Genomic DNA, 26,233 nt, shown 5'->3' on the forward strand with positions numbered 1-26,233 from the left:
GGAAACGGGCCCCCTAGGGGGCCGCACCCCCCATTGACGCCGCCGCCGCCGGATTATTCCAGGCGGGGCGGAAATTTTTTCGAAGCGGGGCTAATGCGCGAAGCCGGGGCAGGCGTCGTCGTCCTGCACGCCATCCGCCTGCGTGCCGCCCTTGTCCGTGGCGGCGGCGATGGCGGTCAGGCTGAGGGCGCAGACGGCCAGGCCGGCGCCCAGCCAGGGCAAATTCCCGTAGGCCACGCCGTGGTCGATGGCGATGCCGCCGAACCAGGCGCCCAGCGCGTTGCCCATGTTGAACGCACCCTGGTTCAGGGTGGAGGCCAGGTTGGGCGCCCCGCGCGCCTGGTCCACCACCCGCATCTGCAAGGGGGAGCCGACGGAGAAGGCGGCGATGCCCCAGAGCACCAAGGTGGGCACGACGCCCAGCGGCGTGGCGCTGGTCCATACCAGGGCCACCAGGATCAGGGTGATGATGCCGAAGGTGGTCATGACCACGGGCATCATCTTCCAATCGGCCAGGCGCCCACCCACCAGGTTGCCCACCGTCAGCCCCACGCCGAACAACAGCAGGACGTAGGTGACCTGGTCAGGGCTGAAGCCGGTGACATGCTCCAGCAGCGGGGTGATGTAGGTCAGCACGCTGAACAGGCTGGCGGAGGAGATGACGCTGATCATCATGGCCATGGCGACCTGGGGGCGGCCCAGCACGCGGAACTCGCCCAGCAGGCTACCGCCGCTGCTCCCCTGCAGGCCGCGCGGCAGCCACAGGGCCAGGGCGGCGGCGGCGATGACGCCGATGGCGACCACGGCCCAGAAGGTGGCGCGCCAGCCCAGCTCATGCCCCAGCGCGGTGCCCAGGGGCACGCCCAGCACATTGGCCAACGTCAATCCCGAGAACATCAACGAGATGGCCTGGCCCCGCTTGTGTCGCGGCACCAGGCCGGCCGCCACCACGGCGCCAATGCCGAAGAAGGTGCCGTGCGACAGGGCGGTGATGATGCGCGCCGTCATCAGCAGTCCGTACGTGGGCGCCACCGCGCAGCAGAAGTTGCCGAAGATGAAGATGCCCATCAAGCCGATCAGCGCGCTCTTGCGCGGCAGCCGTGCGGTCGATACCGCCAGGATGGGGGCGCCCACCACCACGCTTAAGGCATAGGCGGTGACCAGCATGCCGGCCTGCGGGATGGTGACGCGCAGATCCTGCGCCAGATCCGGCAGCATGCCCATGATCACGAACTCGGTCGTGCCGATACCGAAGGAGGCGATGGCGAGGGCGAGCAGGGGCAAGGGCACTGGAACCACTCCGGAATCGGCGATGCTATCGTGGATGCCCTTAGCATCGCCGAAAATAGGTAAGCGCTGTCATGCTGCGTTGCAGCAGGAGGCATGACGCCACGGGATGCCGTGCGGGAACTCTTGGGGAAGGCCGCTTATTCCGGCGCGCGCAGCCAGCGCTCGGCCGCCGCCGCCGCCCGTTCCGCATAGTCGGGCTGGTCGGGCCCCAGCAGGGGCAGGCCCCATTCCGCCACCACGCGGGCGATGCCGTCGGCGTCCATGGGCAGGCCCAGTTCCTTCAAGCGCCAGGCCATGTTCATCTCCTGGCCCCAGAAATAGATCCGGGTGGCGCCGGTGTTGGCGGCCATGGTCCGCACCTGGGCCTCACGGTCCAGGCCGTGCAGCGGCAGCCAGATGTCGGCCAGCAGGGTGTCGAAGGGCTGGCCGTCCACCGGCGTCCAGCTGTAGGCGTCGCCCTGGTGGATGGTGATCTTGGCGGCGGCCTCGGACGGCAACTGCCGGAAGATGCCGGACTGTTCCACCACCGCCAGCACCTCCGCATCGAATTCCACCACCGTGACGGCGGTGACGGCAGGGTTCAGGGCGGCGTTGGCGACGGCCCAGCCCATGCCCATGCCCATCACCACCGTACGCCCACTGGCCAGCTGGCAGCCGATCTCCTGGCTTTCCGTTTCCATGGGCGTCATCGACATCCAGGCGCGGGTGTTGCCGCTGTCGTGGCGGATCAGCGCCGCCATGTTTTCCACCATGCGCGGCCCCGACCAATAGCCGGGGCAGATGACCAATGCCGCCAGCCGCATCTCCCACCGTTCCCCCATGAAGGGCTGGTAGGTGGGATAGAACAAGGGGAAGGCGGCGGTGTCGGACATGCGGAACTCCAGACCTGGCGGGGCGGGGCGGGTTGGGGGCCATGAAAAAAGCCGCCGACGCCGGTGGGGCGAGGGCGGCTTTGATCAACGTCTCAAGGTGCTGGACCTTACTTCAGGTCGTCGGCCTTGCTGATGATGTGGGTGACGATGCCGTAATCCTTGGCCTCTTCCGCCGACATCCAGAAGTTACGGTCCGTGTCCTGCTCGATCTTCTCGAGCGGCTGGCCGGTCTCACGGGCGATGATGCTGTTCAGACGCTTGCGCATCTTCACGATCTCGCGCGCCTCGATGGCGATGTCGGTGGCCTGGCCGCCGGTGCCGCCCATCGGCTGATGGATCAGGAAGCGGGTGTTGGGCAGGCAGAAGCGGTTTTCCTTGGCGGCGCCCAGGAAAATGTGTGCGCCGGCGCTGGCCACCCAGCCGGTGCCCAGGACCAGGACGCGCGGACGGATGAACTGCAGGATGTCGTGGATGCTGTCGCCGCTTTCCACGTGACCGCCCTGCGAGTTGATCACCAGGCGGATGGGGTCGTCGCTTTCCGACGCCAGGGCCAGCAGCTGGGCGATGGTGCTCTCGGCGATCTTCTGGTTGATCTCACCGAAGATCAGGACCGTGCGGCTCTTGAACAGGCTCTGCGCCACGGGGGAGAAAGGCGCGCCCTTGGATTTTTCCTCCTTGCCGCCTTCCGGAGCGGTCTCGGGGGCGTCATCGGGTTCTTCGTCGTCGAAGCGGATCGGCAGGGTCACCAGGATCTCCATGGGAACGAACAAGACGGGGGGCCGAACCGGCGGCCCATCCGGCCACCCTTATCAGGTAGCGGGATTCGCCGCCCCATTCAACCCGCCCGTGACAGAACGGCTTTACCATGATCGGCTACCCCGGCCGGTCTATTCAAGTCCGGATGCGTGGATTCACGCTTCAAGCCGTTTCCGGCTTTCCGCGATCCACTTGGGCCCGCGATCCACTTGGGCCCGCGATCCACTTGGGCAAGACTGGCGCGTCGTCTCCGGCATAGGTAAAGGTTAAGGCCGGCATGGCTGGAGACGGAAACACATGATGGGGCAGGGGCCGGCACCCTTCCTGGAATTGCAGGGCGTGACCAAGCGCTATCCCAACGGGACGCTGGCGCTGACCGGCATCTCGCTGGCGGTGGGCGAGGGGGAGTTCCTGGCCATCGTCGGCGCCAGCGGCTGCGGCAAGAGCACCATCCTGCGCCATGTCGCCGGCCTGGTGGCGCCCACGGCCGGCCGCATCAGCTGGTCCAAGCCGCCGGCCACTGGCGGCGTGGGTATGGTATTCCAGGAACCGACGCTCATGCCCTGGGCCTGCATCCGGGACAATGTCCGCCTGCCGCTGGATCTGGCCAAGGTGCCGCGCGCCGAGGCCGACGCCCGCGTCACCGCCCTGCTGGCCCAGGTGGGGCTGGCCGACTTCGCCCAGGCCTATCCCCGCGAACTGTCGGGCGGCATGAAGATGCGCGCCTCCATCGCCCGCGCCCTGGTCACCCGCCCGCGCCTGCTGCTGATGGATGAGCCGTTCGCGGCCCTGGATGAGATCACGCGCCAGAAGCTGAACGACGACCTGCTGGCCCTGTGGCGGGAGCAGCGCTTCACCGCGATGTTCGTCACCCACAGCGTCTATGAGGGCGTGTACCTGGCCAACCGCGCCATCGTCATGGCGCCCCGGCCGGGCCGCATCCACGCCGATATCCCGCTGGACCTGCCCTATCCCCGCGATGAGGCGCTACGCACCGATGCCCGCTATGCCGCCGCGTGCCGCGCAGTCTCCCTGGCCCTGGCTGACGCTATCCTGAGGGCGGCATGAACACGTTGCGTCGCCTGGCCCCCATCATCCTCGGCGTGATCGTGCTGGCGGCGTGGGAGGGGCTGGTGCGCCTGCTGGCCGTGCCTGCCTTCGTCCTGCCGCCGCCCAGCGCCGTGGTCGCGGCCCTGCTGGCCGATCCCAACACGCTGGGCCTATCGCTGTGGTTCACGCTGACCGTGACCTTGCAGGCCTTCGCCCTGGCGGTGACAGGTGGCGTGGCGCTGGCCATCCTGTTCACCCGTTCCCCCCTGCTGGCCTCCGCCCTCTATCCCTACGCCGTCATCCTGCAGGTGACGCCGGTGATGGCCATCGCGCCCCTGCTGCTGGTCTGGGTGGGGTATGAGCGGGTGGATCTGGCGCAGCTGATCCTAGCCTGGATCGTCGCTTTCTTCCCCATTCTGGGCAATACCACCCTGGGCCTGCGCTCGGCCGACGCGGGCCTGCGCGACCTGTTCCGCCTCTATGGCGCCAGCAAGTGGCAGGTGCTGTGGCGGCTGGAGCTGCCCTCGGCCTTGCCCTACCTGCTGGCGGGCACGAAGATCTCGGGCGGCCTGGCGCTCATCGGCGCGGTGGTGGCGGAATTCGTGGCCGGGTCGGGGACGGGCAGCGGCCTCGCCTGGCGCATCGTGGATGCCAGCAACCGCCTGAACACCCCGCGCATGTTCGCGGCCCTGGCGCTGTTGTCCCTGTTGGGTGTGGCCATCTTCGCCCTGTTGTCGCTGGTCCAGCGCCTGGCGCTCAGGCGCTGGCACGACAGCGAGGCTGACATCGCTAACGTTTAGATCAACGGCGTGAGACGCTGGCTCATGCCGTTGTAGGACGCGACCGCGTCCGCCGGAGATTTTGGGGCCAAGGCCCTGAATCGAGGGTCGGCCAAGCGGCCGGATGGCCGCGCCCGGCGTTTGAGGGAACCCGCTGGATTACTTGTCGTAATTCAGCAGCGACAGCACCGGCACGTCCAGCTTCTTGCGGCCTTCCAGGAAGTCCAGCTCGATCAGGAAGGCGGCGGCGCGCACGTCGGCGCCCACGTCGCGCAACAGCTTGATGGCGGCGTTCATGGTGCCGCCGGTGGCCAGCAGATCGTCCACCACCACCACGCGCTGGCCCGGCTGCACCAGGTCGGCCTGGATTTCCACCGTGTCGCTGCCGTACTCCAGGTCGTAGGAGTGGCGCACCACGTCGCCCGGCAGCTTGCCCTTCTTGCGCACCATGGCGAAGCCCAGGCCCAGCTTCAGCGCCAGAGGGGCCGCCATCAGGAAGCCGCGGGACTCGATGCCCACGATGAAGTCGACGCCCGTCTCCTGGATCAGGCGGGCCATGCGGCCCATGGCGACGGCCCAGGCGTCGGCGTGCGCCAGCAGCGGCGAGATGTCGTAGAACAGGATACCGGGCTTGGGATAGTCCGGGACGCCGCGGATGTGGCTTTTCAGGTCCATGGGGGAAGGCCTCGGGGAAACGGATGCGCCCCGGTCCCGGGGCGCGAAATCATAGGGGAGGCTGGTCTGGCATGCCAGCGCCAAGCCGCGCCGCCCCCGTCCGGATGATCCGGATGGGCGCCTAACGGCCGCTGCTGTTGACCCGCAGCGGACCTTTCTGTCAAGTGAAGGACGAGCAAGGCCGCCCGGCGCCCCCGTCAGGATGGGGGCGGGGGCCGGCAGGAGCCGGCCCGGTAATGGAGTGGGACGGCGAAGGGGCGAGATGGCGGCGGCAGGCAGCGGCGTGATCAAGACGGCATGGGACGGCGACCATTGGTTGCTGGCCGCCCTGGGCCGTTGGGATCTGGCGGGGGCGGAGCATCTGGACATGGCGTTGACCCGCCTGAAGCCGGAGCGCAAGCCGGGCCAGGTGCTGCTGGACCTGTCCGGCCTGTCGGGCATGGATACCGCCGGCGCCCTGGTGCTGGACCGCCTGATCGAGCGCCTGCGGGCGGAGGGGGAGACGGTGGCCGTGGTCGGCGCCACGCCGGCACAGTGCACCCTGCTGCGCGACGTGCGGCGCGCCGTGGTGCGCCATCCCGAGGTCACCACGCCGCATCAGCCCTTCCATGACCTGCTGGAGCGGGTGGGCAAGGGCGCCTTCAGCCTGGCGCAGGACGCGTTCCAGTTGCTGAGCTTCTTCGGGCTGGTGTTCATCACCATCGCCCGCGTGGCCCGCGATCCGCGCCGTTTCCGCTGGACGGCCTTCTTCTTCCACCTGGAGCAGGTGGGCCTGAACGCCCTGCCCATCATCGGCCTGCTGACCTTCCTGATCGGCGTGGTGCTGGCGTACCAGAGCGCCGACCAGCTGCGGCGATTCGGCGCCGAAATCTTCGTCGTCAACCTGCTGGGCATCGGCATCCTGCGCGAACTGGGGGTGCTGATCACCTCCATCATCGTGGCCGGCCGCTCCGGTTCCGCCTTCACCGCGCAAATCGGCACCATGAAGGTGAACCAGGAGGTGGACGCCATGCAGGTGCTGGGGCTGGACCCCATCGAGATGCTGGTGCTGCCCCGCCTGGCCGCCCTGTTCGTGGCCCTGCCGCTGGTCAGCTTCTACGCCGACGTGGTGGGGTTGTTCGGCGGCGCCGTCATGTCCTACGGCACGCTGGACATCACGCTGGGCCAGTTTCTGCGGCAGTTGCAGGTGGCCGTCAGCCCGACCACCATGCTGGTGGGCCTGATCAAGGCCCCGGTCTTCGCCATGGTCATTTCGCTGGTCGGCTGTTTCGAGGGCCTGAACGTGACCGGCAGCGCCGAGAGCGTGGGCAAGCTGACCACCCGGTCGGTGGTCGAGTCCATCTTCCTGGTGATCGTGCTCGACGCGCTGTTCTCCATCCTCTTCTCCTATCTCAAGATCTGAGGGCGCTGATGAGCCTTGGCAACTCAGAGGGGGCCAGCCCGATGGGGGACAACGTCGCACCGGTCATCCAGGTGCGCGGCTTGGTCACCCGCTTCGGCCGCCAGACGGTGCACGACGGGGTGGATCTGGACGTGCGCCGGGGCGAGGTGCTGGGCGTGGTCGGCGGGTCGGGCACCGGCAAGTCGGTGCTGCTGAAGGAGATCATCGGCCTGCTGCGTCCCACCGCCGGCCGGGTGGAGGTGCTGGGCACCAACATGTGGACGGCCGACAGCGCCGCCCGCCGCAACATCCAGAGCCGCTGGGGCGTGCTGTTCCAGGACGGTGCGCTGTTCAGCTCCATGACCGTGGCGGAGAACGTCATGGTGGCGCTGAAGGAGCATACGGATCTTGAGGACTGCCTGATCCAGGAACTGGCCCGCATCAAGATTTCCATGGTGGGCCTGCCGCCGGACAGCTGTTCCAAATACCCGTCCCAACTGTCGGGCGGCATGCGCAAGCGGGCCGGCCTGGCCCGCGCCCTGGCGCTGGACCCGGAAATCCTGTTCCTGGATGAGCCGACGGCCGGCCTGGACCCCATCGGTGCCGCCGCTTTCGATGAGCTGATCGGGACATTACAGCGCAGCTTGGGCCTGACCGTCGTCATGGTTACCCATGATTTGGACAGCCTTTATGCCATTTGCGATCGCATCGCGGTGCTGGTCGACCGTAAGATGAGGGTGGGAACCATTGACATGTTGCTGGCGGACACGCATCCCTGGATCCACGACTACTTCCATGGACCGCGCGGTCGCGCGGCCGTGAAGAGCTGAGCAGTTAGGGGCTGATTCACATGGAAACGCGCGCCAGCTACGCGCTCGTCGGCGGGTTCATCCTGGCACTGACGGCGGCCCTGTTCATCGCCATCGTCTGGCTGGCCAAGGTCCAGTTCGACAAGGCGTCGACCCCTTACCGCATCTATTTCTCCGGCTCCGTCACCGGCCTGGTGGCAGGCAGCCCCGTGCGCTATCGCGGCGTGGCCGTGGGCCGGGTCACCGACATCCGCATCGATCCCGGCAACGTGGAACGCATCGAGGTGAAGGTGGAGGTACCCAAGGACACCCCCATCAAGTCCGACGCCGTGGCCTCGCTGGAGCCGGTGGGGGTTACCGGCGGCGTCTATGTCGAGATCGCCGGCGGCAGCCAGGAGGCGCCGCTGCTGCGCGAGACGCAGAACGATGTCGACGTGCCCGTCATCCCCTCGCGCCCCAGCAACATCGCCTCGCTGCTGCAGGAGGCGCCGCACCTGCTGGAAAACCTGATCAAGCTGTCGGACAGCCTGGCGGGCTTCATGACGCCGGACAACCAGAAGGCCTTCGCCTCCATGCTGGCCAACCTCGCGTCCACCGCCGGGGCCGCCAACGGCACGGTGCAGGACGCCGGCCATCTGGTGAACGAGCTGCGCGGCAGCGTGCGCGAAATCAGCAAGCAGACCGAGGCGCTGCTGGTCGATACCCGCACCACCGTGAACACGGTGGGCAGCGACGCCAAGCGCATCAGCGGCAACCTGAACCAGTCGGCGGAGGACGTGAAGGTCCTGACCCGCAACCTGAACCAGACGGTGGAGCAGCTGCGCGGCATGGTGGAGGAGAATCGCGGGCCCATCCGCGACTTCACCTCCAGCGGTCTTTACGACCTGACCCAGCTGATCGGTGACCTGCGCACGCTCAGCAACAACCTGTCGCGGGTGACCAACCGTATCGAGAACGATCCGTCCGGCTTCCTGTTCGGTGGCCGGCAGCGTGGGGTGGAGGTGAAATGAGGGGGGCCCACAAGGGTGCGATGAGCCGCCGCCGCCTGTTGGCGCGCGGGATGGGGGTGATGGGCGGCGGCCTGGCGCTGGGGGCGCTGCCCGCCTGTTCCGTGTTCGACAGCCCGCCGCACGTGGTGCGGCTGACGGCCGCGCGCGAGTTCTCACCGGCCCCGCCCGTGGGCTGGCAGCTGCTGGTGGGGGTGCCCACCACCACCTCGGTGCTGAACACCACGCGGATCGCGTTGAGCCGCCTGGAGGGGGACTTCGGTTATTTCGATGCCGAGTGGCAGGACCCGATGCCGGAGATGGTGCAGGGCCTGTTGATCGAGTCTTTCGAGTATTCCGGCCGCGTCCCGGGCGTGGCGCGCGAGGGCTCCGGCCTGCGCGCCGATTATGTCCTGCTGACCGACATTCGTGACTTTCAGGCGGAATATCCCCACGCGACGGTGGACGACGTGCCCACCGTGCATGTTCGCGTCCAGTGTAAGATGGTGACGCTGCCCCGCCGCACCATCCAGGAAAGCCAGGGCTTCGAGATCCGGGTGCCGGCCAAGTCCACGGGCTTTCCCGCCGTGCTGGCGGCCTATGACGAGGCCTTCCACACGCTGGCCCGGCAGGTGGCCGAGTGGGCCTTGCAGCCCGGGCGGCGCGCCGGCGGCGGCGTCTAAGGGAAGGGAACGGCCATGCCCTTCCTCCGGGGCCCCGCGCGCGGCAGTTCCGTTGTCGATGGCCTGCCGTACGAGACTTTGACCCGGCTGGTGGAGGCCGCGCGTGAAGTCAGCTTGTGCACGCGGGTGCTGGCCAAAACCGGCGACACGGTGCTGAGCGAGGTCTTGCGCGACGCGGTGCCGCCGCTGGATCCCTGGCACCATCATCCGCCGGGGGATGTCTACGACAGCGAATACCACGCCCAATACTACTTCCACGCCCACCCGGAGTCGGAACTGGTTGGTGAGGAGATGGGGCACTTTCACACCTTCATGCGGCCCTTGGGCATGCCGGCCGGGGTGGCGCCGGCGCCCTTGCCCGATCTCCAGCCCGATACGGACGGCAACGCCGCGCTCAGCCACCTGGTGGGGATTTCGATCGACGGCATGGGCCGGGTGACACGGTTGTTCACCACCAACCGCTGGGTGACGGGGGAGACCTGGTACACGGCGGCCGACGTGGTGCGGATGCTGGAAGGCTTCCAGATCGACCACGCCCGGCCATCCTGGCCGCTGAACCGCTGGATCACTGCGGTCGTCAACCTGTACCGCCATGAAATCATTGAGCTTTTGCAGGAAAGGGATGCGGCTGTCGATCGCTGGCAGGCGGAACACCCCGGCAGTTACGTCTATGACGACCGCGATCTCGAGGTGACGTCGGAACGGCTGGTGGACGTGGAGGGCCGCATCCAGGAGTTGGAGCGCGCGCTGCGTCGGCGCAACCGTCAACAATCCCCTATGGCTGATCCTGCGTAGCAGCCCCTGGGGGATAGGCGGGGAATATCACCCAAATGGCGTTGGCCAAGACGGGGAAGGCTGTATTATTAGTGGGCAATGGTCACCCGGCGTGGATCGGGGGCCTGAATGGTGGTGAAGCCTGGTACCCCCGGTCCGGCCGCGTATGACGGCCGGGGGGTGGGGATGGAAAGCCAGGTGGCCGGTCGGTAGCGAAGGGAGCGGGTTGCCCTGCCAATGTCCGAGACCTTGACGCATCAGGATGTGCAACGGCTTCTGGCCGATCCGTCCGCCACGACCCGGGCCGAAATGGCCACCAAGGTTGCCGCCCAGTTCGGCGCCGATCAGCTTTCCCCTTCCGAACGGGCCCTGGCCGAGGACATCGTCCGCCTGATGGCGCGCGACGCCGCCGTGCGCGTCCGTTCCGCCCTGTCGGAGAGCCTGAAGAGCTATCCCGCGATTCCCCGCGACGTCGCCCTGCAATTGGCGCGCGACGTGGAAGAGGTGTCGCTGCCCTTTATCGAACTGTCGTCGGTGTTGACCGACGCCGACCTGATCGAGCTGATCAAGACCGGTTCGGAAGCCAAACAATCGGCCGTGGCCAAGCGTCCCGACGTGTCCGAGGGCGTGGTCGACGCGCTGGTGGATGATGGCGCCGAGACCGCGGTCGCCACGCTGATGGCGAACGAGGCCGCCAAGGTGACGGAAGCGGCGCTGACCCGTGTGCTGAACCGCTTCCCCAAGAGCGACGCCGTCCACGCCCCCCTGATCGAACGCGGCAGCCTGCCCGTCACCATTGCCGAGCGCCTGGTGACCATGGTGTCGGAACAGCTGCGTGAGCGGCTGGTGGAACGGCATGAGCTGCCGGCCGACGTCGCCAGCGACATCGTCCTGCAGGGCCGCGAAAAGGCGACCTACGGGCTGGTGGGGGTCGCCACCGACGCCCAGCTGGAAACGCTGGTGGAGCAGCTGTACCGCAACGGCCGCCTGTCGCCGTCGCTGCTGTTGCGGTCGCTGTGCATGGGCGACGTAGCCTTCTTCGAGGTGGCGCTGGCCCAGCTGGCCCGCATCCCCACCCCGAACGCCCGCATGCTGATCCATGATGCCGGCAAGCTGGGCATGAAGGCGCTGTTCGATCGCACCGGCATGCCGCAGTCGATCTACCCGGCCATCAAGGTGGCGCTGGATGTCGCCAGCGAGACGGAGTTCGACGGCGGCGAGCATGACCTGGAGCGCCACCGCCGCAAGATGCTGGAACGCATCCTCACCCAGTTCGAGGAAATGGCCAGCGACGATCTGGACTATCTGCTGAGCAAGCTGACCGACCTGACCACCAAGGTCTGATCCTGGCCGGCCTGGCCGCCACGCTTCCACCATAGTTCACGGGCACTCCTCCGTGGCCGCCGATCTTCGGTGGGCCCGAGAGGGATGGGGACCTTTCCAATGCTGACATCGACGCTGCGCGCGGCCTGCGCCGCCGCTGCCTTGTGCCTTGCCGCCCCCGCGCCCGCCGGCGCCGGTTCCCTGGACATGCCGGCGCTGCAGGCGCGCCTGCAGCGCCTGACCCACGACTTCCCTGGCCGGGCTGGCATCGCCGTGCGCGATGGCGTCACCGGTGCCGAGGTGGGGGTGAAGGCGCGGGAGCGCTTTCCCGAGCAGAGCGTGTTCAAGCTGACGGTGGCCATCGCACTGTTGGATCTGGTGGATCACGGCCGCATGGACCTGGCGCAAAAGGTCACGCTCTACCCCCAGGACCGTTCCGTCTATTGGCAGCCGCTGGCCAAGAACATCACCCCCGCCGGTTGGACCACCACGCTGGGCGACCTGATGGCGCGCATGGTGGCGGACAGCGACAACGTCGCCGCCGACACCGTGCTGCGCCTGGTCGGCGGGCCGGCGGTGGTGCAGGCCGCGCTGACGGCCCGGGGCTTGGATGGCATTCGCGTGGACCGGGATGAGCGCCACCTGCAAAGCGACATCCTGGGCCTGACCTGGAAGGACGCCTATGTCGAGCCGGGGGTGTTCCGGGCCGCGGCCGACGCCGTGCCAGTCGCCACCCGCCTCGCCAAGCGTGAGGCCTATCTCAGCGACCCGCGCGACACGGCCCAGCCGGCCACCATGGCGCTGCTGCTGGACCGGCTGGACAAGGGCGAGCTGCTGAGCCCCGCCAGCACCCGGCGCCTGCTGGACATCCTGGACCACACCACCACCCAGCCCAACCGTCTGAAGGCTGGCCTGGCGGCAGGCTGGGCCGTGGCGCACAAGCCGGGGGCGGGGCCCTCCGTCGAGGGCGTGACCCTGGCCAACAACGACGTGGGCCTGATGACAGCGCCGGACGGTCACCGCTACGCCGTGGCGGTCTACGTCGCCAGCGTGCAAGGCCCCCGGGAGCGGGCGGACGCCTTCATCGCCGGCGTGGCGCGGGCGGTGGTCGAAAGCTGGAGGCCCTAGGTTCCCCTGCGCTTGGCCCGGGCCGTAGGCTCCGCCTCCAGCGGATTGTCGGGCCAGTAGTGGCGCGGGTAGCGGCCCGCCAGATCCTTCTTCACGTCCCGGTAGGTGTTGGCCCAGAAGGAGGCCAGGTCGCGGGTGACCTGGATGGGGCGATGAGCCGGCGACAGCAGGTGCAGCAGCACGGGCACGCCCGCCACCGTCGGCGTCTGCGGCCGGCCGAACAGCTCCTGCAGGCGCACGGCCAGGGTGGGGATTTCACCGGAATAGTCGATGGGCAACCGCGACCCGCTGGGCACGTCGATATGGGTGGGCGCCTGACGCTCCAGTTCCTGGCCCTGGGGCCAGTCCAGCATGCCGGTTAGCGCGCTGTGCAGGTCCAGGCGCGGCAAATGGCTGGCGCGGCTGATACCGGTCAGGTAGGGGGCCAGCCAAGTCTCCAGGGTGGCCAGCAGCGCCTCGTCCGACAGGTCCGGCCAGACATCCTGTCCGCCGGAGCGGTGCAGGAAGCGCACACGCTCCCGCCACGCCTCCAACGCCTTGGTCCAGGGCAGGGCCGCCAGCCCCATCTCGCGAATGCCGGCCATCATGGCGGCGGCCATGGCCTCGGCCGAGGGCTGGCTCAACACCTCGTCCTTCAGCACCAGGCCGAACAGGCGCCGGCGGCGGCGGGCCAGCACGGCCTGTTCCCGTCCGTCCCAGCTCACCAGATCTTCCGTCACGATGCGGTCGGCGTAGACCTCCTCGATCTCTTCCCGCGTGATGGGGGCCGCCAGGTAGATGCGGGCCTCGCGCGCGTCGCCATCCAGGTCGCCCACCGCCAGCCAATCCTGGCGCGACAGGGCGTCGGCGCTGTCCAGCACCGCCCCCTTGCCGTTGGCCAGGCGGTACTGGCCCTGGCCGCCGGGGCGCTTCTGCGCCAGGCGGTCGGGATAGGCCAACGCCAGCAGGCGGCCGGCGTCCTCTCCCGTGAACGACCGGTCGGTGATGCGCAACTGGCGCATGGTTTGGCGGGCGCTTTCCCGGATCTGGCGCAGGGCGTTGCGATCGGCCGCCCCGCCGTCGTGGCCGGACAGCAGGTCCAGCCGGCGGCGCAAATCGGCGTCCCGGGAGATGCCGCGCAGGGGATCACGCTCCTCCAGCAGGGCCGCCAGGTGGGCCGCCGCCGCGCCCAGTCCCAGCTCCACGCCCGTCAGCACCATGTGCGCCAGGCGGGGATGCATGCCCAGCGTGGCCATGCGCCGGCCGTGGGCGGTGATCCTGGATTCCTCGTCCAAGGCGCCGAGCTGGCCCAGCAGGGTGCGGGCCTGGGCTAGGGGGGCCGCCGGCGGCAGGTCCAGCCAGGGCAGGGCGGTCACGTCGTCGATCCCCCAGGCGGCCAGTTCCAGCGCCAGGGGGGCCAGATCGGCGCGCAGGATTTCCGGTGGGGCGTAGGGCGTCAGCGCCCGGTCCGCCTGTTCGCTCCACAGCCGATAGCAGACACCGGGTTGCAAGCGGCCGGCGCGCCCCCGGCGCTGGTCGGCGGATGCGCGGGAGACGCGGGCCGTTTCCAGCCGGTTCATGCCGCTGCCGGGATCGAAGCGGCCCAGGCGGGCCTGGCCGGCGTCGACCACGATGCGGATGCCGTCGATGGTCAGGCTGGTTTCGGCGATGGCGGTGGCCAGCACCACCTTGCGCTGGCCGGCCGTGGCCGGGCGGATGGCCGCCTCTTGCTGGTCCAGCGCCAGGTCGCCATAGAGGGGGGCGACCATCACGTCGCGGGGCAGACCCAGGTCGGCCAGGGCCTTTTCCGTGCGCCGGATTTCGCCGGTTCCCGGCAGGAAGACCAGGGCGCTGCCCTGTTCCTCCATCAGCGCGCGCTTGACCACGCGGGCCACGGCGGTCTCCAGCCGGTCGGTGGGCGCGGGCTCGACCCAGCGCGTCTCCACCGGGAAGGCGCGGCCCTCGCTGTTCACCATGGGGGCTGCGTCCTGTCCCTCGTTGGCCAACAGCCTGGCCACGGCGGCGCCATCCAGGGTGGCGGACATGATCAGCAGGCGCAGATCCTCGCGCAACAGGCCCTGGGCCTGCAGGCAAAAGGCCAGGGCGAGGTCGGCGTCCAGGCTGCGTTCATGGAATTCGTCGAACAGCACAGCACCCACGCCGTCCAGCGACGGATCGCCCTGCAGCTGGCGCAGGAACAGGCCTTCCGTCACGACTTCGATGCGGGTCGCCGGCCCGACGCGCGTGTCCAGGCGGACCCGGTATCCCACCGTCCCGCCCACGGCCTCACCCAGGGTGTCGGCCATGCGCTTGGCAGCGGCGCGGGCGGCCAGGCGCCGGGGTTCCAGCATGATGATCTTCCGGCCGGCCAGCCAGGGCTGGTCCAGCAGGGCCAGGGGCACGCGTGTGGTCTTGCCGGCGCCGGGGGCGGCCTGCAGCACGGCGTTGGGCGTGCCGGCCAGGACCCGCAGCAGGTCCGGCAGCACGGCATCGATGGGAAGAGCGATCTGGTCGATGGGCGGCATGGTGCCGTCATAGCGCGCGACCGCGGCCACTGCCAGCCCTTGCGATGCTTTGCTATGATGCGGTCGGCATCTCATTCGCAGGGGAGGGCTGGACCATGTACATCGTCGGCATCGTGATTCCCGTGCCTGGGGACAAGAAGGACGCCTATCGCGCCTGGTCGGAGAACAGCGCCGTGCTGTTCAAGGAATTTGGCTGCCTGGAAATCGTCGAATCCTGGGAGGATAACGTCCCGGACGGCAAGCAGACCGACATGCGCCGGGCGGTGGCGGCCCAGCCGGGGGAGAAGATCGTCTTTTCCTGGCAGGTGTGGCCGGACAAGGAGACGCTGGACGCGGCCGAGGAGAAGATGCGCGACGATACGCGCTTCGACATCCCTGGTGATATGCCGTTCGATGCCAAGCGGCTGATCTACGGCTGCTTCAGCCCGCTGCACGTCATGGGGCGCGGCTAGCTCAGGCTAGGCTCAGGGTGTCCAGGCTGCGCTGGAAGTCCTCCGCCCGGTAGGGCTTGGTGATGAAACCCAGGGAGATGGAATGGGCGCGGTTGCGCAGGATGTTGGCGTCGACGGCGCTGGTGAACAGGCTGCGGATGCCGAAGCGCTTCCAGATGCGCTCCGCCGCTTCAACGCCGTCGTCACCTCCGCGCAGCATGACGTCCATCAGCACCAGGTCGGGACGGTGATGATCCACCGCGTCAACCGCCTCTTCCACCGACGCGGCCAGGGCGCACACCTCGTGGCCCTGCTGCAACAGGATTTGCTGGAGGCCGAGGGCGATCAGCGCCTCGTCCTCGACGACCACGATGCGATAACGGGGATGACGGGCCGTGGAGGACCGCTGGGTCAGTTCCCGATCAATTGTCTGTTCGGCACGCACGGCGCAGCAACCTCGCAAGAAACATCAGGGCGCGCCGTTGCCAGGGGCCGACCCAGATTGACTACATTTTTCCGCAAAACGACGTGAAAGGGTATCCGCCCTTGCGGAAGAGACCGGTAGGCAACCTGTCATAGTTCACAGGGTCGAGCGCAGTGTGCAGCTGACGACCTTGGCGTATGGCCAAAAAAGGCCTTGAACAGCCGGCACGGCTTCTCCGGTAACCCAAACGATATGCATTGGCACTTAAAATCCGGACCGGCCCTGTCTACACTGCGGCGGTCTACCCATCTCCCTGGGGCCCGCCTATATCCCTCGGACCCATCCCCGGGGCCGCCTTTGGAAAGTGCAAATGTCCGCTCTCAGCACCGTGATCGTGCCGATCAACCGCGCCGGTTGGCCCTTCATCCTGGCCTTCGCCGTGGTCACCCTCATCCTGTTCTGGCTCTCGACCTTCCTGGGTTGGATCGGGGTGATCCTGACGGCGTGGTGCGCCTACTTCTTCCGGGATCCCGACCGCGTGGTGCCCACCCGCCCTGGCCTGATGGTCAGCCCGGCCGACGGCCTGGTGCAGATGATCACCAAGGCGGTGCCGCCGCCGGAGCTGGGCATGGGGCCGGAGCCGCTGACCCGCATCAGCATTTTCCTGAACGTGTTCAACGTGCACATCAACCGCACCCCCATCGAGGGCACGGTGACGCGCGCCGAATACCACCCGGGCAAGTTCCTGAACGCCGCCTTGGACAAGGCCAGCGACCTGAACGAGCGCATGAGCATCCGCCTGGCCATGCCCGACGGGCGCGAGATCGCCTTCGTGCAGATCGCCGGCCTGGTGGCCCGCCGCATCATCTGTACCCTTAAGCCGGGGCAGAGCGTATCGACGGGTGAGCGCTACGGCCTGATCCGCTTCGGCAGCCGCACCGACATCTACCTGCCGGATGGCGTGCAGCCCCTGGTGGTGGTGGGCCAGAAGGCCCTGGGTGGCGAGACCATCCTGGCCGACTTGGCCAGCACGGAGCCGCAGCGTCAGGGCGTGGTGCGCTGATGGTGCAACGTCCCCCGAGGACAGGCGGGGGGGCGCTGGGACGGCGCCGCCGGGCCATCCGGCCGCCGCGCCTGGGTGGCCTCACCATCAACAAGCTGTTGCCCAACATGCTGACGGTGCTGGCCCTGTCGGCCGGCATGACGGGCATCCGCTTCGCCACCGAGCAGCGCTGGGAACACGCGGTCGTCGCCATCGTGGTGGCGGCCGTGCTGGACGCGCTGGACGGCCGCATCGCCCGCCTGCTGAATGCGCAGAGCAAGTTCGGGGCGGAGCTGGACAGCCTGTCCGATGTGGTCAGCTTCGGCGTGGCCCCGGCCATGATCCTGTACATGTGGGGCCTGAACGAGGCGCGCAGCTTCGGCTGGATCGCCTGCCTGCTGTTTGGGGCCTGTGCCGCCCTGCGCCTCGCGCGCTTCAACACCGCCCTGGGTTCGGCCGCGCAGAAGCCGGTGTGGGCCTACAACTACTTCACCGGCGTGCCGGCCCCGGCCGGCGCCGGTCTGGCCCTGTTGCCCATCGTCGCCAGTTTCGAGATGGGGCGCACGGTCGTGGGCCACCCGGCCTTCGTCGTGGTGTGGACCGTGGGCATGGCGGCGCTGATGATCAGCGCCATCCCCACCTTTTCCCTGAAGGGCCTGCGCATCCACCCGCGCTATGTCGTCTTCATTTTCCTGGGCCTGGTGCTGCTGGCGGCCGGTGTGGTCAGCGCGCCCTGGACCACCCTGCTGATCCTGGGCGTGGGCTATCTCGCCACGCTGCCCTTCAGCGTCCGCCAGTACCAGCGCCTGATGACCCAGGCGGAATCGCTGGTGGGCGCCGGGCCGGAAGGGCCAGAGGGCGTGGTGACAGAGGGCGTGATGACGGAGGGCGTGGTGACAGAGGGCGCCGTGGCGCCGGAAAGCGTGGTGGACCCGGTGGCCGGCGAACCGCCGGTGCCGCCGCCGGAGGGGACGGCGCCGCGGCCCTGACCAACCCTTATTTGTGAGCCACCAGCAAACGGGCATGGAGATGGACGGGTATCTTCCCGTCCATCTCCGTTTCCAGCGCCACCGCGGTGGCGATGCGCACCTCCGCCGCCGCGCGCCCTTCGGCCGACATCCGGGCCAGGGCGGGGGTGAAGGCCATGTCCAGGGTGGGGCGCCAGAATGGCTTGGCGGCGTCGGCCAGGGCCGACTGCTCCAGCGAGGTTTCCGACACGGTGTCGAAGCCCGCATCCAGGAGTAGGCGGCCCAGCGCGCCCTCTTCAGCGAAGCGGAACAGCACGGCCAACTCCGGCACGCCGCCCAGCGCCTCATCCAAAAGGCGGAACAGCGTATTGTCGGCCTTCGGGCCCCAGCACAGCAAGGCCGCGATGCCACCCGGCTGCAAGACGCGATGCATCTCGGCCACGGCGCCGGCTGCATCCGGCACGAACATCAGGCCGAAGCGGCAGCTGATCCGGTCCACGCTGGCGGGGGCCAGGGGCAGGGCGGTCATGTCGGCCGCCAGGAAGGAAAGGGCGGCGACGCCGGCCCCGCGCCGGCGGGCGCCGGCCAGCATGGCGGGCACCAGGTCGCTGGCCAGGACGCGGCCCCCTTTGGCACCTTCGGTCGGGCTCATGCCCTTTGCCGCGGTGATCGCCGGTTCGCCGGCGCCGCTGGCCAAATCCAGAAGGGTGTGGTGTGGCTGCAGCGCCAGCGCGGCCAGCAGCGGCTGGTTCAGGCGCGCGGCGGGGTCCGCCATGCTGTCGGCCCAGCGGTCCCAGGCCTGGCCGCTGTCGTGCCAGCGGCGGATTTCCCGTTCGCGGACGGGATGCGGGTCGGCGGCCGGGGGACCGCCGGCGCTCAATGCAAGACCCTGGGGTGGTGGTCCTGCGGCTCATAGCCGCCGTCGGCCAGGCGGTGGCGCAGCATGTCCACCTCTTCCGTCAGGCGCTGGTTGAATTCACCCAGCCGTTCCACTTGGCCGGCCAGGTCGGTCAGGTCGCGCTGCAGCCGCGTCAGGTGGTCCGAGGCGGTACGGGCCAGGTTTGACTGGCGCACGGCCAGGCGGCCCAGGCGGCGCCAGACATAGCCGATGGTCATGCCCGTGGCGGCCAGCACGGCCGCACAGGCGAAGACCAGGAACAGGGTGGGGTGGGCGTTGTCCAACTGCGAAAGCATGTGCGTTCAACCATGGCGGCCGCGGTTAAGGGGCGGCGGTCGTAGGGGGCGGTGACCTTTTCTACAAATAAGCGTGGCACCGTCTGGTGAAAAGGCCGCGTGTGCGGCGGCGCCTCACGACAGGCTGGTCGTGGGCTCGGCCACGGTTTCCGGCGTCAGGGCGGCCAGCTTGTCACCGAAGGCGCGCAGAACCGGCAGGAAGCGGTCGATCTGGTCGCGGGTGACGTGGGCGTCCGTGCGCAGGATGATGTCGGGGGCCGCCTGCAGCAGCTGAGTCATGCGGAAAGGGCCGATCTGATCATCCAGGAACATGGACAGTCCCATCAGCATGCCCAAGGTCACGTCGTCCGGCGCGCTGGGGGTGTTCAATACATCGTGCAGCTGTTCCATCAGCGTGTAGGTCAGGACGGACGTGCGTTCGATGAGGTTGTTCTGGGGGATAGGCCGGGACATGGGACTGGCGCTCCTTATCAACACCTGCCCGGTGCAGGGAGCCGCATGCGGCGGATCCATCCGGGGATGAGCGAACCATAGGCCGCCGCTCGTCACCAAACCGTTAACTGCGCGAGAACGGCGTGTAGGCCGCACTGTGCGAGGGGATAGGGTGAGGATCGGGCGCGGCGCGCGGTATGTTCCTGCCGCATTAACCCGCGCGCGGGACACAGGAAGGGTCTACACTGTTGGCCAAACAGGGGCCGGCCAAACAGGGGCCGGCTGGCATCAGGCGACATGGCATCAGCGAAATCCGGAAAATACTACCGCCTGGACGGTTTGAGCGTTCTGGTGGCCGACGACAACCGCTTCGTGCGCACCATCCTGGTCACGGTGCTGCGGGGCCTGGGTGTCGGCCGCGTGCTGCAGGCGGAGAATGGCGAGGAAGCGACCGCCATCCTGGACGTGTCGACGCAGATCCAGGGGGCCAGCGACATCGACCTCGTCTTCGCCGATCATCTCATGGCGCCGGTGGATGGGCTGGAGTTGCTGAAGTGGGTGCGTGAGCATGACCACGACAAGCTGAAGTTCATGCCCTACATCATGATGAGCGGCGAGGCGGACGAGAACGCCGTGCGCCTGGCGCGCGACGGCGGGGTCACTGAATACCTGGCCAAGCCCATGTCGGTGGCCAATGTCGCCTCACGCCTGGTGGCCATCGTCGACAAGCCGCGGCCCTTCATACGCGCGCCCGGCTATATCGGGCCTGACCGGCGGCGGCGGACCTTGCCCTATGCGGGGGACGACCGCCGCGTGATGACGGGCCACCGCGTGACGCTGGACGGGGCCCAGGCGCCCATCGAGGACGAGGCGCTGCCGCCCGTCGGCCAGGCCGTGCCCGAGGTGGCCGCCCAGGAGGCGGGCGGAGCCGTTGGAGCGGAAGCCGCACCGCCGCCGTCGGGAACTTTGGATTAACATCGATGGCGGGGCATGCCGGCCGGCTTTTGAAAAGTTGTGATCCCTTATGGGAGGACAGGTATGACGGACAAGTCCGATAAAGGCCTGCCTGGGAAGGGCACCCGGGTGGTGGAGATCATCGAGCTGCCGAACAAGCTGCGCGCCAAGGTCGGCGGGGCGGCGGGCAAGCCCGGGCAGATCGACCCGGCGGCCATTGATCGCGCCAGCCGCCACGTGGCCCGCATGGCGGAGGCGCACCAGGCCCAGACCCGCATCGACCTGACCACCTTGCAGGCCGCCTTCGAACAGGCCAAGCGCGACGCGGAGCATCGCGTCCAGCATCTGCGCAAGGTCTATAAGATTTCCGACGGCATCATGACCCTGGGCCGGACCTTCGGCTACAACCTGCTGTCCGATTTCGCCAATTCCATGAACCACTTCCTGGTGGATCTGGAAAACCCCACGGATGCCCTGCTGACGGTGGTGGGCTTGCATATCGACGCCATGCATGTCGTGGTGCGCGACGACATCAAGGGCGACGGCGGCGAACTGGGGCAGGCCCTGACCAAATCGCTGGCCCTGGCCCGCGCCAAGCTGATTCATAAGCGTTAACGGGGGCCCCACAGGCGCCGGGCGGGCGCATGAAGACTAGCCTCATGCGCCTGGGGGCGTTCCTCCCTGCTTACTTGTCCTTGCGGGCCCGGGCGAAGGCGTCGGCCAGGGCGCCGCCGAAGGCGTTGCCGAAGCTGCCGCCGCGCGATTCCTGGGCCTTGCCGCCGCCCTGGTTGGGACGGCCGCCGCCCGGCTTGCGGTCACGCTCATTGCCCTTGGGACCATTGCCCGGCGCACCCTGAGGGCGGCTGCCGCTGGTACCGCGATTGTCGTTGCGGTTCCCGGGGCGGGTGTCGTCCTGGCCCCCCTGGGCGCGGCTACCGCCGTTGCCGGCCGGACGGGCCGCCTGTTCCTCCAGCCGCATGGTCAGGGCGACGCGGCGGCGCTTCAAGTCCACCTCCAGCACCTTGACCTTGACGATGTCACCGGCAGTGACGACGGCATGCGGATCCTTCACGAACTTGCCGGCCAACTGGCTGATGTGCACCAGGCCGTCCTGGTGCACGCCCACGTCGACGAAGGCGCCGAAGGCGGTGACGTTGGTGACCACGCCTTCCAGCACCATGCCGGGCTGCAGGTCCTTCAGTTCCTCCACGCCGTCCTTGAAGGCGGCGGTCTTGAACTCGGGGCGCGGGTCGCGGCCGGGCTTCTCCAGTTCCTTAAGGATATCCTCGACCGTTGGGATACCGAAACGATCGTCGGCATAGTCGGCCGGATCCAGGCTGCGCAGGAAGGGCACGTCGCCGATCAGCGTGGCCAGGGTGCGCCCGGTCTTGGCCAGGATGCGCTCCACCACCGCATAGGACTCGGGGTGTACAGCGGACCCATCCAGGGCGGTGTCGCCGTCGCGGATGCGCAGGAAGCCGGCGGCCTGTTCGAAGGCCTTGGGGCCCAGGCGTGACACGTCCAGCAACTGGCGGCGGCTGCGGAAGGCGCCGTTGGTGTCGCGATAGTCCACGATATTGCGGGCGATGCTGTCGCTCAGGCCCGACACCCGGGCCAGCAGGGGCACCGAGGCGGTGTTGAGGTCCACGCCCACGCCGTTCACGCAATCCTCGACCACGGCGTCCAGGGTGCGGGCCAGCTTGGCGGGGCTGACGTCATGCTGGTACTGGCCGACGCCGATGGACTTGGGGTCGATCTTCACCAGCTCGGCCAGCGGGTCCTGCAGGCGCCGCGCGATGGAGACGGCGCCGCGCAGGCTGACGTCCAGGTTGGGGAATTCCTTGGCCGCCACTTCCGATGCGGAATAGACCGAGGCGCCGGCCTCAGAGACCATGATCTTGGTCAGCTTCAGCTGTGGGAACTGGGCCATGACATCGGCGGCCAGCTTGTCCGTCTCGCGCGACGCCGTGCCGTTGCCGATGGCGATCAGGCCGACATTGTGCCGGCCGGCTAGGGCCGCCAGCGTGGCGATGGAGCCGGCCCAGTCGCGCCGCGGCTCATGCGGATAAATGACGGCCGTTTCCAGCAGCTTGCCGGTGGCGTCCACCACGGCGACCTTCACGCCGGTGCGGATGCCCGGATCCAGGCCCAGGGTGGCGCGCTGGCCGGCGGGCGGCGCCAGCAGCAGGCCCTTCAGGTTGCGGCCGAAGACGGCGATGGCCTCATCCTCCGCCCGGTCGCGCACCGTGCCCATCAGGTCCAGTTCCAGATGCAGCGCGATCTTGGTGCGCCAGGCCCAGCGGCAGGTGTCCAACAGCCAGCGGTCGGCGGGCCGGCCCCGGTCCTGGATGCCGAATCGGTTGGCGATGGCCGCCTCGCAGGGGTGCTGCTGGCCGGGGGCCGGGTCCTCGCCCACCTTCAGGGCCAGGTCCAGGATGCCGCCGGCGCGGCCGCGGAACAGGGCCAGGGCGCGGTGCGAGGGCAGGTTGGTCAGGGGCTCCGCCTTGTCGAAATAGTCGGAGAACTTGGCGCCCTCCTCAGCCTTGCCCTCTACGACGGTGGAGACGATGCGGCCGTGCTCCTGGCAATAACCGCGCAGGAAGCCCAGCAACTCGGCGTTCTCGCCCATGCGTTCCACCAGGATGGCGCGGGCGCCGTCCAAGGCCGCCTTGGTGTCGGCCACGCCCTTCTCGGCATCGACGTAGGGGGCGGCGCCGGTTTCCGGATCGTGGGTCGGATCGTTCAGCAGCAGGTCGGCCAGGGGCTCAAGCCCCGCCTCCCGCGCGATCATGGCCTTGGTCCGGCGCTTGGGCTTGTAGGGCAGGTACAAATCCTCCAGCCGCGTCTTGGTGTCGGCGGTGGCGATCTGGGTCTGCAACTCGGGCGTCAGCTTGCCCTGCTCCTCGATGGATTTCAGGATGGCGGCGCGCCGCTCCTCCATCTCACGCAGGTAGCGCAGGCGTTCATCCAGGGTGCGCAGTTGCGTGTCATCCAGGCCGCCGGTCGCCTCCTTGCGGTAGCGGGCGATGAAGGGCACGGTCGAGCCTTCGTCCAGCAGGGCGACCGCCGCCGCCACCTGTTCGGGGCGGGCGGAAAGTTCGGTGGCGATAAGGCCGACGATGCGGCGCGCGGTATCGGTCATGGCGGCTTTGAATCAGGCGTGGTGGCAGCGCGGGAGCCCCCGGGCGGGGGACCCAGGCTCATTACCGCGACGCGGCGTGGATCGCCAGTCTTTGCTGCGCCTACTCCCTCGGACGGGGATTATCCACCTTTCGGGCAGGGAATCGGGCCGGTCGCCCACGCACCACCGATGGCTGTTTCAGGGCATCCGCCACTATTCCTGGGGCGTCTTGCCGGCCGGCCTTTCTCTTTCGGATAGGGGAGGGACGTTTTTCCGTGTGTCACTCCACAGACTTATCCACAGGACCGGATTATTTCGCGGGGCAAAAACAACGGACCGATAGGAAATGCCCTCTCCGCCCGTGCCAAGGGCGATTGATTTAATCTATGCTGCCCGCCCGGCCGCGATTGGCGGGGCGACGCCGCTGGCCTTCAGGGGATGACGGGCAGGGGATGGCGGGCAGGGGATTGGGGGACATTCGATCCGGACTTTCCTTGACCGTCACGCGCCCCTCTGGTATCGGCGCGGATTGCTGTTATGGTGCCGGCCTCGGTGTCGAAGAGTGAGCTGATGAGCGATATTTTTCGCGAGGTCGATGACGACCTTCGCCGTGAACGACTGGAAAAACTGTGGCGCCAGGTGGGGCCTTACCTGTTGGCGGGGGCTGTGGCCATCCTGGCGGGCACGGCCGCCTACGTGGCTTGGGACCAGTACCGCACCCGCCAGGCGATCGAGCGCACCAGCGCCCTGATATCCGCCACGGAAAAGGTGTCGCCCGCGATTGAGAGCGGCAACGCCAAGGACGCGCTGGCCGCCCTGGCGGCGGTGACGCCCAAGCTGGGGGGCGCGCCGGCCACGCTGGCCCGTCTGCAGGAGGCCGGGCTGAAGGCCGCCAGCGGCGATGCCGCCGGCGCCATTGCCATCTACGACCAGATCGCCGGCAGCGCCGACAACGATCCGCTGTTCCGCGATCTGGCGCAGATCCTGGCCGTGATGCAGCAGGTGGATACCGGCAACCCCGCGCAGCTGCAGTCCCGCATCGCGGGCCTGACCAAGGGGCCGTGGCGCTACACCGCGCAGGAGCTGTCGGGCCTGCTGTATCTGCGTGCCAACGACCTGGCCAAGGCCAGGGAGATTTTCCAGTCCCTGTCCGTCGATCCGGCCGCACCCCAGGGCGTCCGCGCCCGCGCCGCCGATCTCGTCGCCCTCTACGCCGAGCAGAAATGACCAACAAGAACGCCGTCACCGGCTTGCCCTCCACCGAGGCCTTCGCCCGTGCCCCCGCCGCCCGGCCGTCGTCCACCCGCCCCATGCGGGTCCGCCGTGCCGTCGGCCTCAGCACCGCGCTGGTGGCCTGCATGCTGCTGACCGGCTGCGGCATGTTCGATTGGCTGGGTTTCGGCGATGACAACAAGCCGAAGGAAAAGCTGGCGGGCAACCGCATCTCGGTGCTGCAGCTGGACCAGCAGATCGAGCCGGACAGCCAGGCCCAGTCCAAGCAGGTGACCCTGCCGGACGCGGTGACCAACACCGACTGGGCCCAGCCTGGTGGCAACGCGGCCCACAATCCGGGCCACGTCGCGCTGCCCAAGACCCTGAAAGAGGCCTGGAAGGTCAGCATCGAGGGCTCCTCCAGCGATAACCGGCTGCTGGACGGCCCGGTCGTCTCCGAGGGCAAGGTCTATCTGCTGGACACCGACTTCGTGCTGCACGCCTTTGATGAGGCCACCGGCAAGAAGATCTGGGACAGCGAGATGAAGCGGCCGGATCAGGAAGGCTCCGCCATGGGGGGCGGTGTCGCGGTTGGCGACGGCGCGGTGTTCGTCACCACCGGTTACGGCGAAGCCATCAAGGTCGATCCCAAGGACGGCAAGGTCACCTGGCGGCAGCGTATCGCCGCCCCCATCCGCTCTGGCCCCACGGTCGCCGGCGGCCGCGTGTTCGTCGTGACCATCGATAACCAGTGCATCGTCCTGGCCTCCAACAACCGCGTTTTGCAGTGGACGCACGCCGGTTTCCCGGAGCCGGCGGCCCTGCTGGGCGGCGCCAGCGCCGCGGTCGAGAACGACATCACCATCATCCCCTATTCCTCGGGTGAGCTGTACGCCCTGCGTGTCGACAACGGCCATCCGGCGTGGAGCGACAACTTGGCGTCGTCGCGCCGGGGCGCCAACCTGGCCAACCTGGCGGACATCAAGGGCCTGCCCGTGGTGGATCGCGGGCTTGTCTATGCCATCAGCTATTCCGGCCGCATGGTCGCCATCGACCAGCGCACCGGCCAGCACGTCTGGGAACAGGACGTGGGCGGCCAGAACCAGCCGGCCTTGGTCGGCGACTGGGTGTTTGTCGTGAACAACGAGGCCCAGCTGGTCGCGCTGACGCGCGACACCGGCCGTGTCCGCTGGATCAAGCAGTTGGAACGCTGGGAGAATCCGGAGAAGCGCAAGGATCCGATTAACTGGGTTGGTCCTATCGCAGCCGGTGGACGCTTGATTATGGCCAACAGCCTGGGGCAGGTTGTGGAAGCGTCGCCCACCAACGGCGACATCCTCAACAAGATGGAGTTCGACGACCCGATCAGCGTTGCCCCCATTGTGGTCAACAACACCCTGTTTGTGCTGACGGACGACGGCGATCTCTTCGCGTATCGATAAGGC

At 68.3% G+C, this 26,233-nt stretch carries 26 protein-coding genes; 16 read left to right on the forward strand and 10 right to left on the reverse strand.

Going from position 1 to position 26,233, the window contains the following annotated elements; translation table 11 throughout:
* Positions 1-90 precede the first annotated feature (90 nt).
* The 3 genes from FBZ89_RS19590 to FBZ89_RS19600 form a co-directional block, all read right to left on the reverse strand.
* Positions 91-1,290, reverse strand: coding sequence for an MFS transporter (locus tag FBZ89_RS19590; protein WP_145751537.1), 1,200 nt, complete (start codon positions 1,288-1,290; stop codon positions 91-93).
* A 137-nt stretch (positions 1,291-1,427) separates the two neighbouring features.
* The gene (locus tag FBZ89_RS19595; RefSeq protein ID WP_145751538.1) at positions 1,428-2,162 is read right to left on the reverse strand and encodes a hypothetical protein; all 735 of its coding nucleotides are present in this window, start codon (positions 2,160-2,162) and stop codon (positions 1,428-1,430) included.
* A 107-nt stretch (positions 2,163-2,269) separates the two neighbouring features.
* Complete coding sequence (locus FBZ89_RS19600; protein ID WP_425465969.1) at positions 2,270-2,908, reverse strand: ATP-dependent Clp protease proteolytic subunit; 639 nt, start codon at positions 2,906-2,908, stop codon at positions 2,270-2,272.
* Positions 2,909-3,215: 307 nt separating this feature from the next.
* Here FBZ89_RS19600 and FBZ89_RS19605 point away from each other — a divergent pair, with 307 nt between their 5' ends.
* A complete protein-coding gene (locus tag FBZ89_RS19605) occupies positions 3,216-3,986 on the forward strand; it encodes an ABC transporter ATP-binding protein (protein ID WP_145751539.1) in 771 nt (256 codons plus the stop codon).
* Positions 3,983-4,768: an ABC transporter permease gene (locus FBZ89_RS19610; RefSeq protein WP_145751540.1), complete on the forward strand. Its 786-nt coding sequence runs from the start codon at positions 3,983-3,985 to the stop codon at positions 4,766-4,768. Before FBZ89_RS19605 ends, FBZ89_RS19610 begins: the two co-directional genes overlap by 4 nt.
* Before the next feature lie 138 nt (positions 4,769-4,906).
* On the opposite strand, the gene FBZ89_RS19615 is transcribed toward FBZ89_RS19610, so the two are convergent.
* A complete protein-coding gene (locus FBZ89_RS19615) occupies positions 4,907-5,422 on the reverse strand; it encodes an adenine phosphoribosyltransferase (RefSeq protein WP_145751541.1) in 516 nt (171 codons plus the stop codon).
* 262 nt (positions 5,423-5,684) lie between these two features.
* Between FBZ89_RS19615 and FBZ89_RS19620 the strand changes: the two genes are divergently transcribed.
* The 7 genes from FBZ89_RS19620 (at position 5,685) to bla (ending at position 12,506) form a co-directional block, all read left to right on the forward strand.
* On the forward strand, positions 5,685-6,824 hold the full coding sequence (locus tag FBZ89_RS19620; protein WP_145751542.1) for an MlaE family lipid ABC transporter permease subunit: 1,140 nt from the start codon (positions 5,685-5,687) through the stop codon (positions 6,822-6,824).
* 41 nt (positions 6,825-6,865) lie between these two features.
* On the forward strand, positions 6,866-7,633 hold the full coding sequence (locus FBZ89_RS19625; RefSeq protein WP_145751543.1) for an ABC transporter ATP-binding protein: 768 nt from the start codon (positions 6,866-6,868) through the stop codon (positions 7,631-7,633).
* Between the two features lie 20 nt (positions 7,634-7,653).
* Positions 7,654-8,622, forward strand: a complete 969-nt coding sequence (locus tag FBZ89_RS19630) for an MlaD family protein (protein WP_040846323.1) — start codon at positions 7,654-7,656, stop codon at positions 8,620-8,622.
* Positions 8,619-9,281, forward strand: coding sequence for an ABC-type transport auxiliary lipoprotein family protein (locus FBZ89_RS19635; RefSeq protein WP_145751544.1), 663 nt, complete (start codon positions 8,619-8,621; stop codon positions 9,279-9,281). The genes FBZ89_RS19630 and FBZ89_RS19635 overlap by 4 nt, the downstream gene beginning before the upstream one ends.
* Positions 9,282-9,296: 15 nt before the next feature.
* Positions 9,297-10,076, forward strand: a complete 780-nt coding sequence (locus FBZ89_RS19640; protein ID WP_145751545.1) for a DUF6969 family protein — start codon at positions 9,297-9,299, stop codon at positions 10,074-10,076.
* Positions 10,077-10,292: 216 nt separating this feature from the next.
* Positions 10,293-11,399 (forward strand): SpbR family protein, encoded by a 1,107-nt coding sequence (gene spbR, locus FBZ89_RS19645; protein WP_145751546.1) that lies wholly within the window; start codon positions 10,293-10,295, stop codon positions 11,397-11,399.
* A 99-nt stretch (positions 11,400-11,498) separates the two neighbouring features.
* Positions 11,499-12,506 carry a class A beta-lactamase gene (gene bla / locus FBZ89_RS19650; RefSeq protein ID WP_186457447.1) on the forward strand — a complete coding sequence of 336 codons (1,008 nt, stop codon included), beginning with the start codon at positions 11,499-11,501 and terminating at the stop codon, positions 12,504-12,506.
* On the opposite strand, the gene hrpB is transcribed toward bla, so the two are convergent.
* Positions 12,503-15,010 (reverse strand): ATP-dependent helicase HrpB, encoded by a 2,508-nt coding sequence (hrpB, locus tag FBZ89_RS19655; protein WP_145751593.1) that lies wholly within the window; start codon positions 15,008-15,010, stop codon positions 12,503-12,505. The two genes, bla and hrpB, sit on opposite strands and share 4 nt — an antisense overlap.
* Before the next feature lie 95 nt (positions 15,011-15,105).
* On the opposite strand from hrpB, the gene FBZ89_RS19660 reads away from it, so the two are divergent.
* Positions 15,106-15,462, forward strand: a complete 357-nt coding sequence (locus FBZ89_RS19660; protein ID WP_004273697.1) for a DUF1428 domain-containing protein — start codon at positions 15,106-15,108, stop codon at positions 15,460-15,462.
* A gap of 1 nt (position 15,463) precedes the next feature.
* Here the strand turns inward: FBZ89_RS19660 and FBZ89_RS19665 are convergent, their stop codons facing one another.
* On the reverse strand, positions 15,464-15,886 hold the full coding sequence (locus FBZ89_RS19665; protein ID WP_186457448.1) for a response regulator: 423 nt from the start codon (positions 15,884-15,886) through the stop codon (positions 15,464-15,466).
* A gap of 349 nt (positions 15,887-16,235) precedes the next feature.
* On the opposite strand from FBZ89_RS19665, the gene FBZ89_RS19670 reads away from it, so the two are divergent.
* Complete coding sequence (locus tag FBZ89_RS19670; RefSeq protein ID WP_145751549.1) at positions 16,236-16,928, forward strand: phosphatidylserine decarboxylase; 693 nt, start codon at positions 16,236-16,238, stop codon at positions 16,926-16,928.
* The gene (pssA, locus tag FBZ89_RS19675; protein WP_145751550.1) at positions 16,928-17,896 is read left to right on the forward strand and encodes a CDP-diacylglycerol--serine O-phosphatidyltransferase; all 969 of its coding nucleotides are present in this window, start codon (positions 16,928-16,930) and stop codon (positions 17,894-17,896) included. Before FBZ89_RS19670 ends, pssA begins: the two co-directional genes overlap by 1 nt.
* A gap of 7 nt (positions 17,897-17,903) precedes the next feature.
* On the opposite strand, the gene FBZ89_RS19680 is transcribed toward pssA, so the two are convergent.
* The 3 genes from FBZ89_RS19680 to FBZ89_RS19690 all read right to left on the reverse strand — a co-directional run bounded on the left by FBZ89_RS19680 (position 17,904) and on the right by FBZ89_RS19690 (position 19,522).
* Positions 17,904-18,755 carry a class I SAM-dependent methyltransferase gene (locus tag FBZ89_RS19680; protein WP_246172350.1) on the reverse strand — a complete coding sequence of 284 codons (852 nt, stop codon included), beginning with the start codon at positions 18,753-18,755 and terminating at the stop codon, positions 17,904-17,906.
* Entirely contained in the window at positions 18,752-19,069 is a 318-nt protein-coding gene (locus FBZ89_RS19685; RefSeq protein ID WP_145751551.1) for a hypothetical protein, read from the reverse strand. Before FBZ89_RS19685 ends, FBZ89_RS19680 begins: the two co-directional genes overlap by 4 nt.
* A gap of 114 nt (positions 19,070-19,183) precedes the next feature.
* Positions 19,184-19,522: a hypothetical protein gene (locus FBZ89_RS19690; protein WP_004273698.1), complete on the reverse strand. Its 339-nt coding sequence runs from the start codon at positions 19,520-19,522 to the stop codon at positions 19,184-19,186.
* A gap of 276 nt (positions 19,523-19,798) precedes the next feature.
* On the opposite strand from FBZ89_RS19690, the gene FBZ89_RS19695 reads away from it, so the two are divergent.
* Positions 19,799-20,476: a response regulator gene (locus FBZ89_RS19695; protein ID WP_145751552.1), complete on the forward strand. Its 678-nt coding sequence runs from the start codon at positions 19,799-19,801 to the stop codon at positions 20,474-20,476.
* A 63-nt stretch (positions 20,477-20,539) separates the two neighbouring features.
* The gene (locus FBZ89_RS19700) at positions 20,540-21,070 is read left to right on the forward strand and encodes a hypothetical protein (RefSeq protein ID WP_145751553.1); all 531 of its coding nucleotides are present in this window, start codon (positions 20,540-20,542) and stop codon (positions 21,068-21,070) included.
* A 70-nt stretch (positions 21,071-21,140) separates the two neighbouring features.
* Here FBZ89_RS19700 and FBZ89_RS19705 read toward each other — a convergent pair whose 3' ends face one another.
* The gene (locus tag FBZ89_RS19705; RefSeq protein WP_145751554.1) at positions 21,141-23,597 is read right to left on the reverse strand and encodes a Tex family protein; all 2,457 of its coding nucleotides are present in this window, start codon (positions 23,595-23,597) and stop codon (positions 21,141-21,143) included.
* 549 nt (positions 23,598-24,146) lie between these two features.
* On the opposite strand from FBZ89_RS19705, the gene FBZ89_RS19710 reads away from it, so the two are divergent.
* Together FBZ89_RS19710 and FBZ89_RS19715 are read left to right on the forward strand one after the other, a co-directional pair.
* On the forward strand, positions 24,147-24,803 hold the full coding sequence (locus FBZ89_RS19710) for a tetratricopeptide repeat protein (protein WP_186457450.1): 657 nt from the start codon (positions 24,147-24,149) through the stop codon (positions 24,801-24,803).
* Entirely contained in the window at positions 24,800-26,230 is a 1,431-nt protein-coding gene (locus tag FBZ89_RS19715) for an outer membrane protein assembly factor BamB family protein (protein WP_246172352.1), read from the forward strand. The genes FBZ89_RS19710 and FBZ89_RS19715 overlap by 4 nt, the downstream gene beginning before the upstream one ends.
* Positions 26,231-26,233: the final 3 nt, after the last annotated feature.

Source organism: Nitrospirillum amazonense, assembly GCF_007828045.1.
Taxonomy (GTDB): Bacteria; Pseudomonadota; Alphaproteobacteria; order Azospirillales; family Azospirillaceae; genus Nitrospirillum; species Nitrospirillum amazonense_C.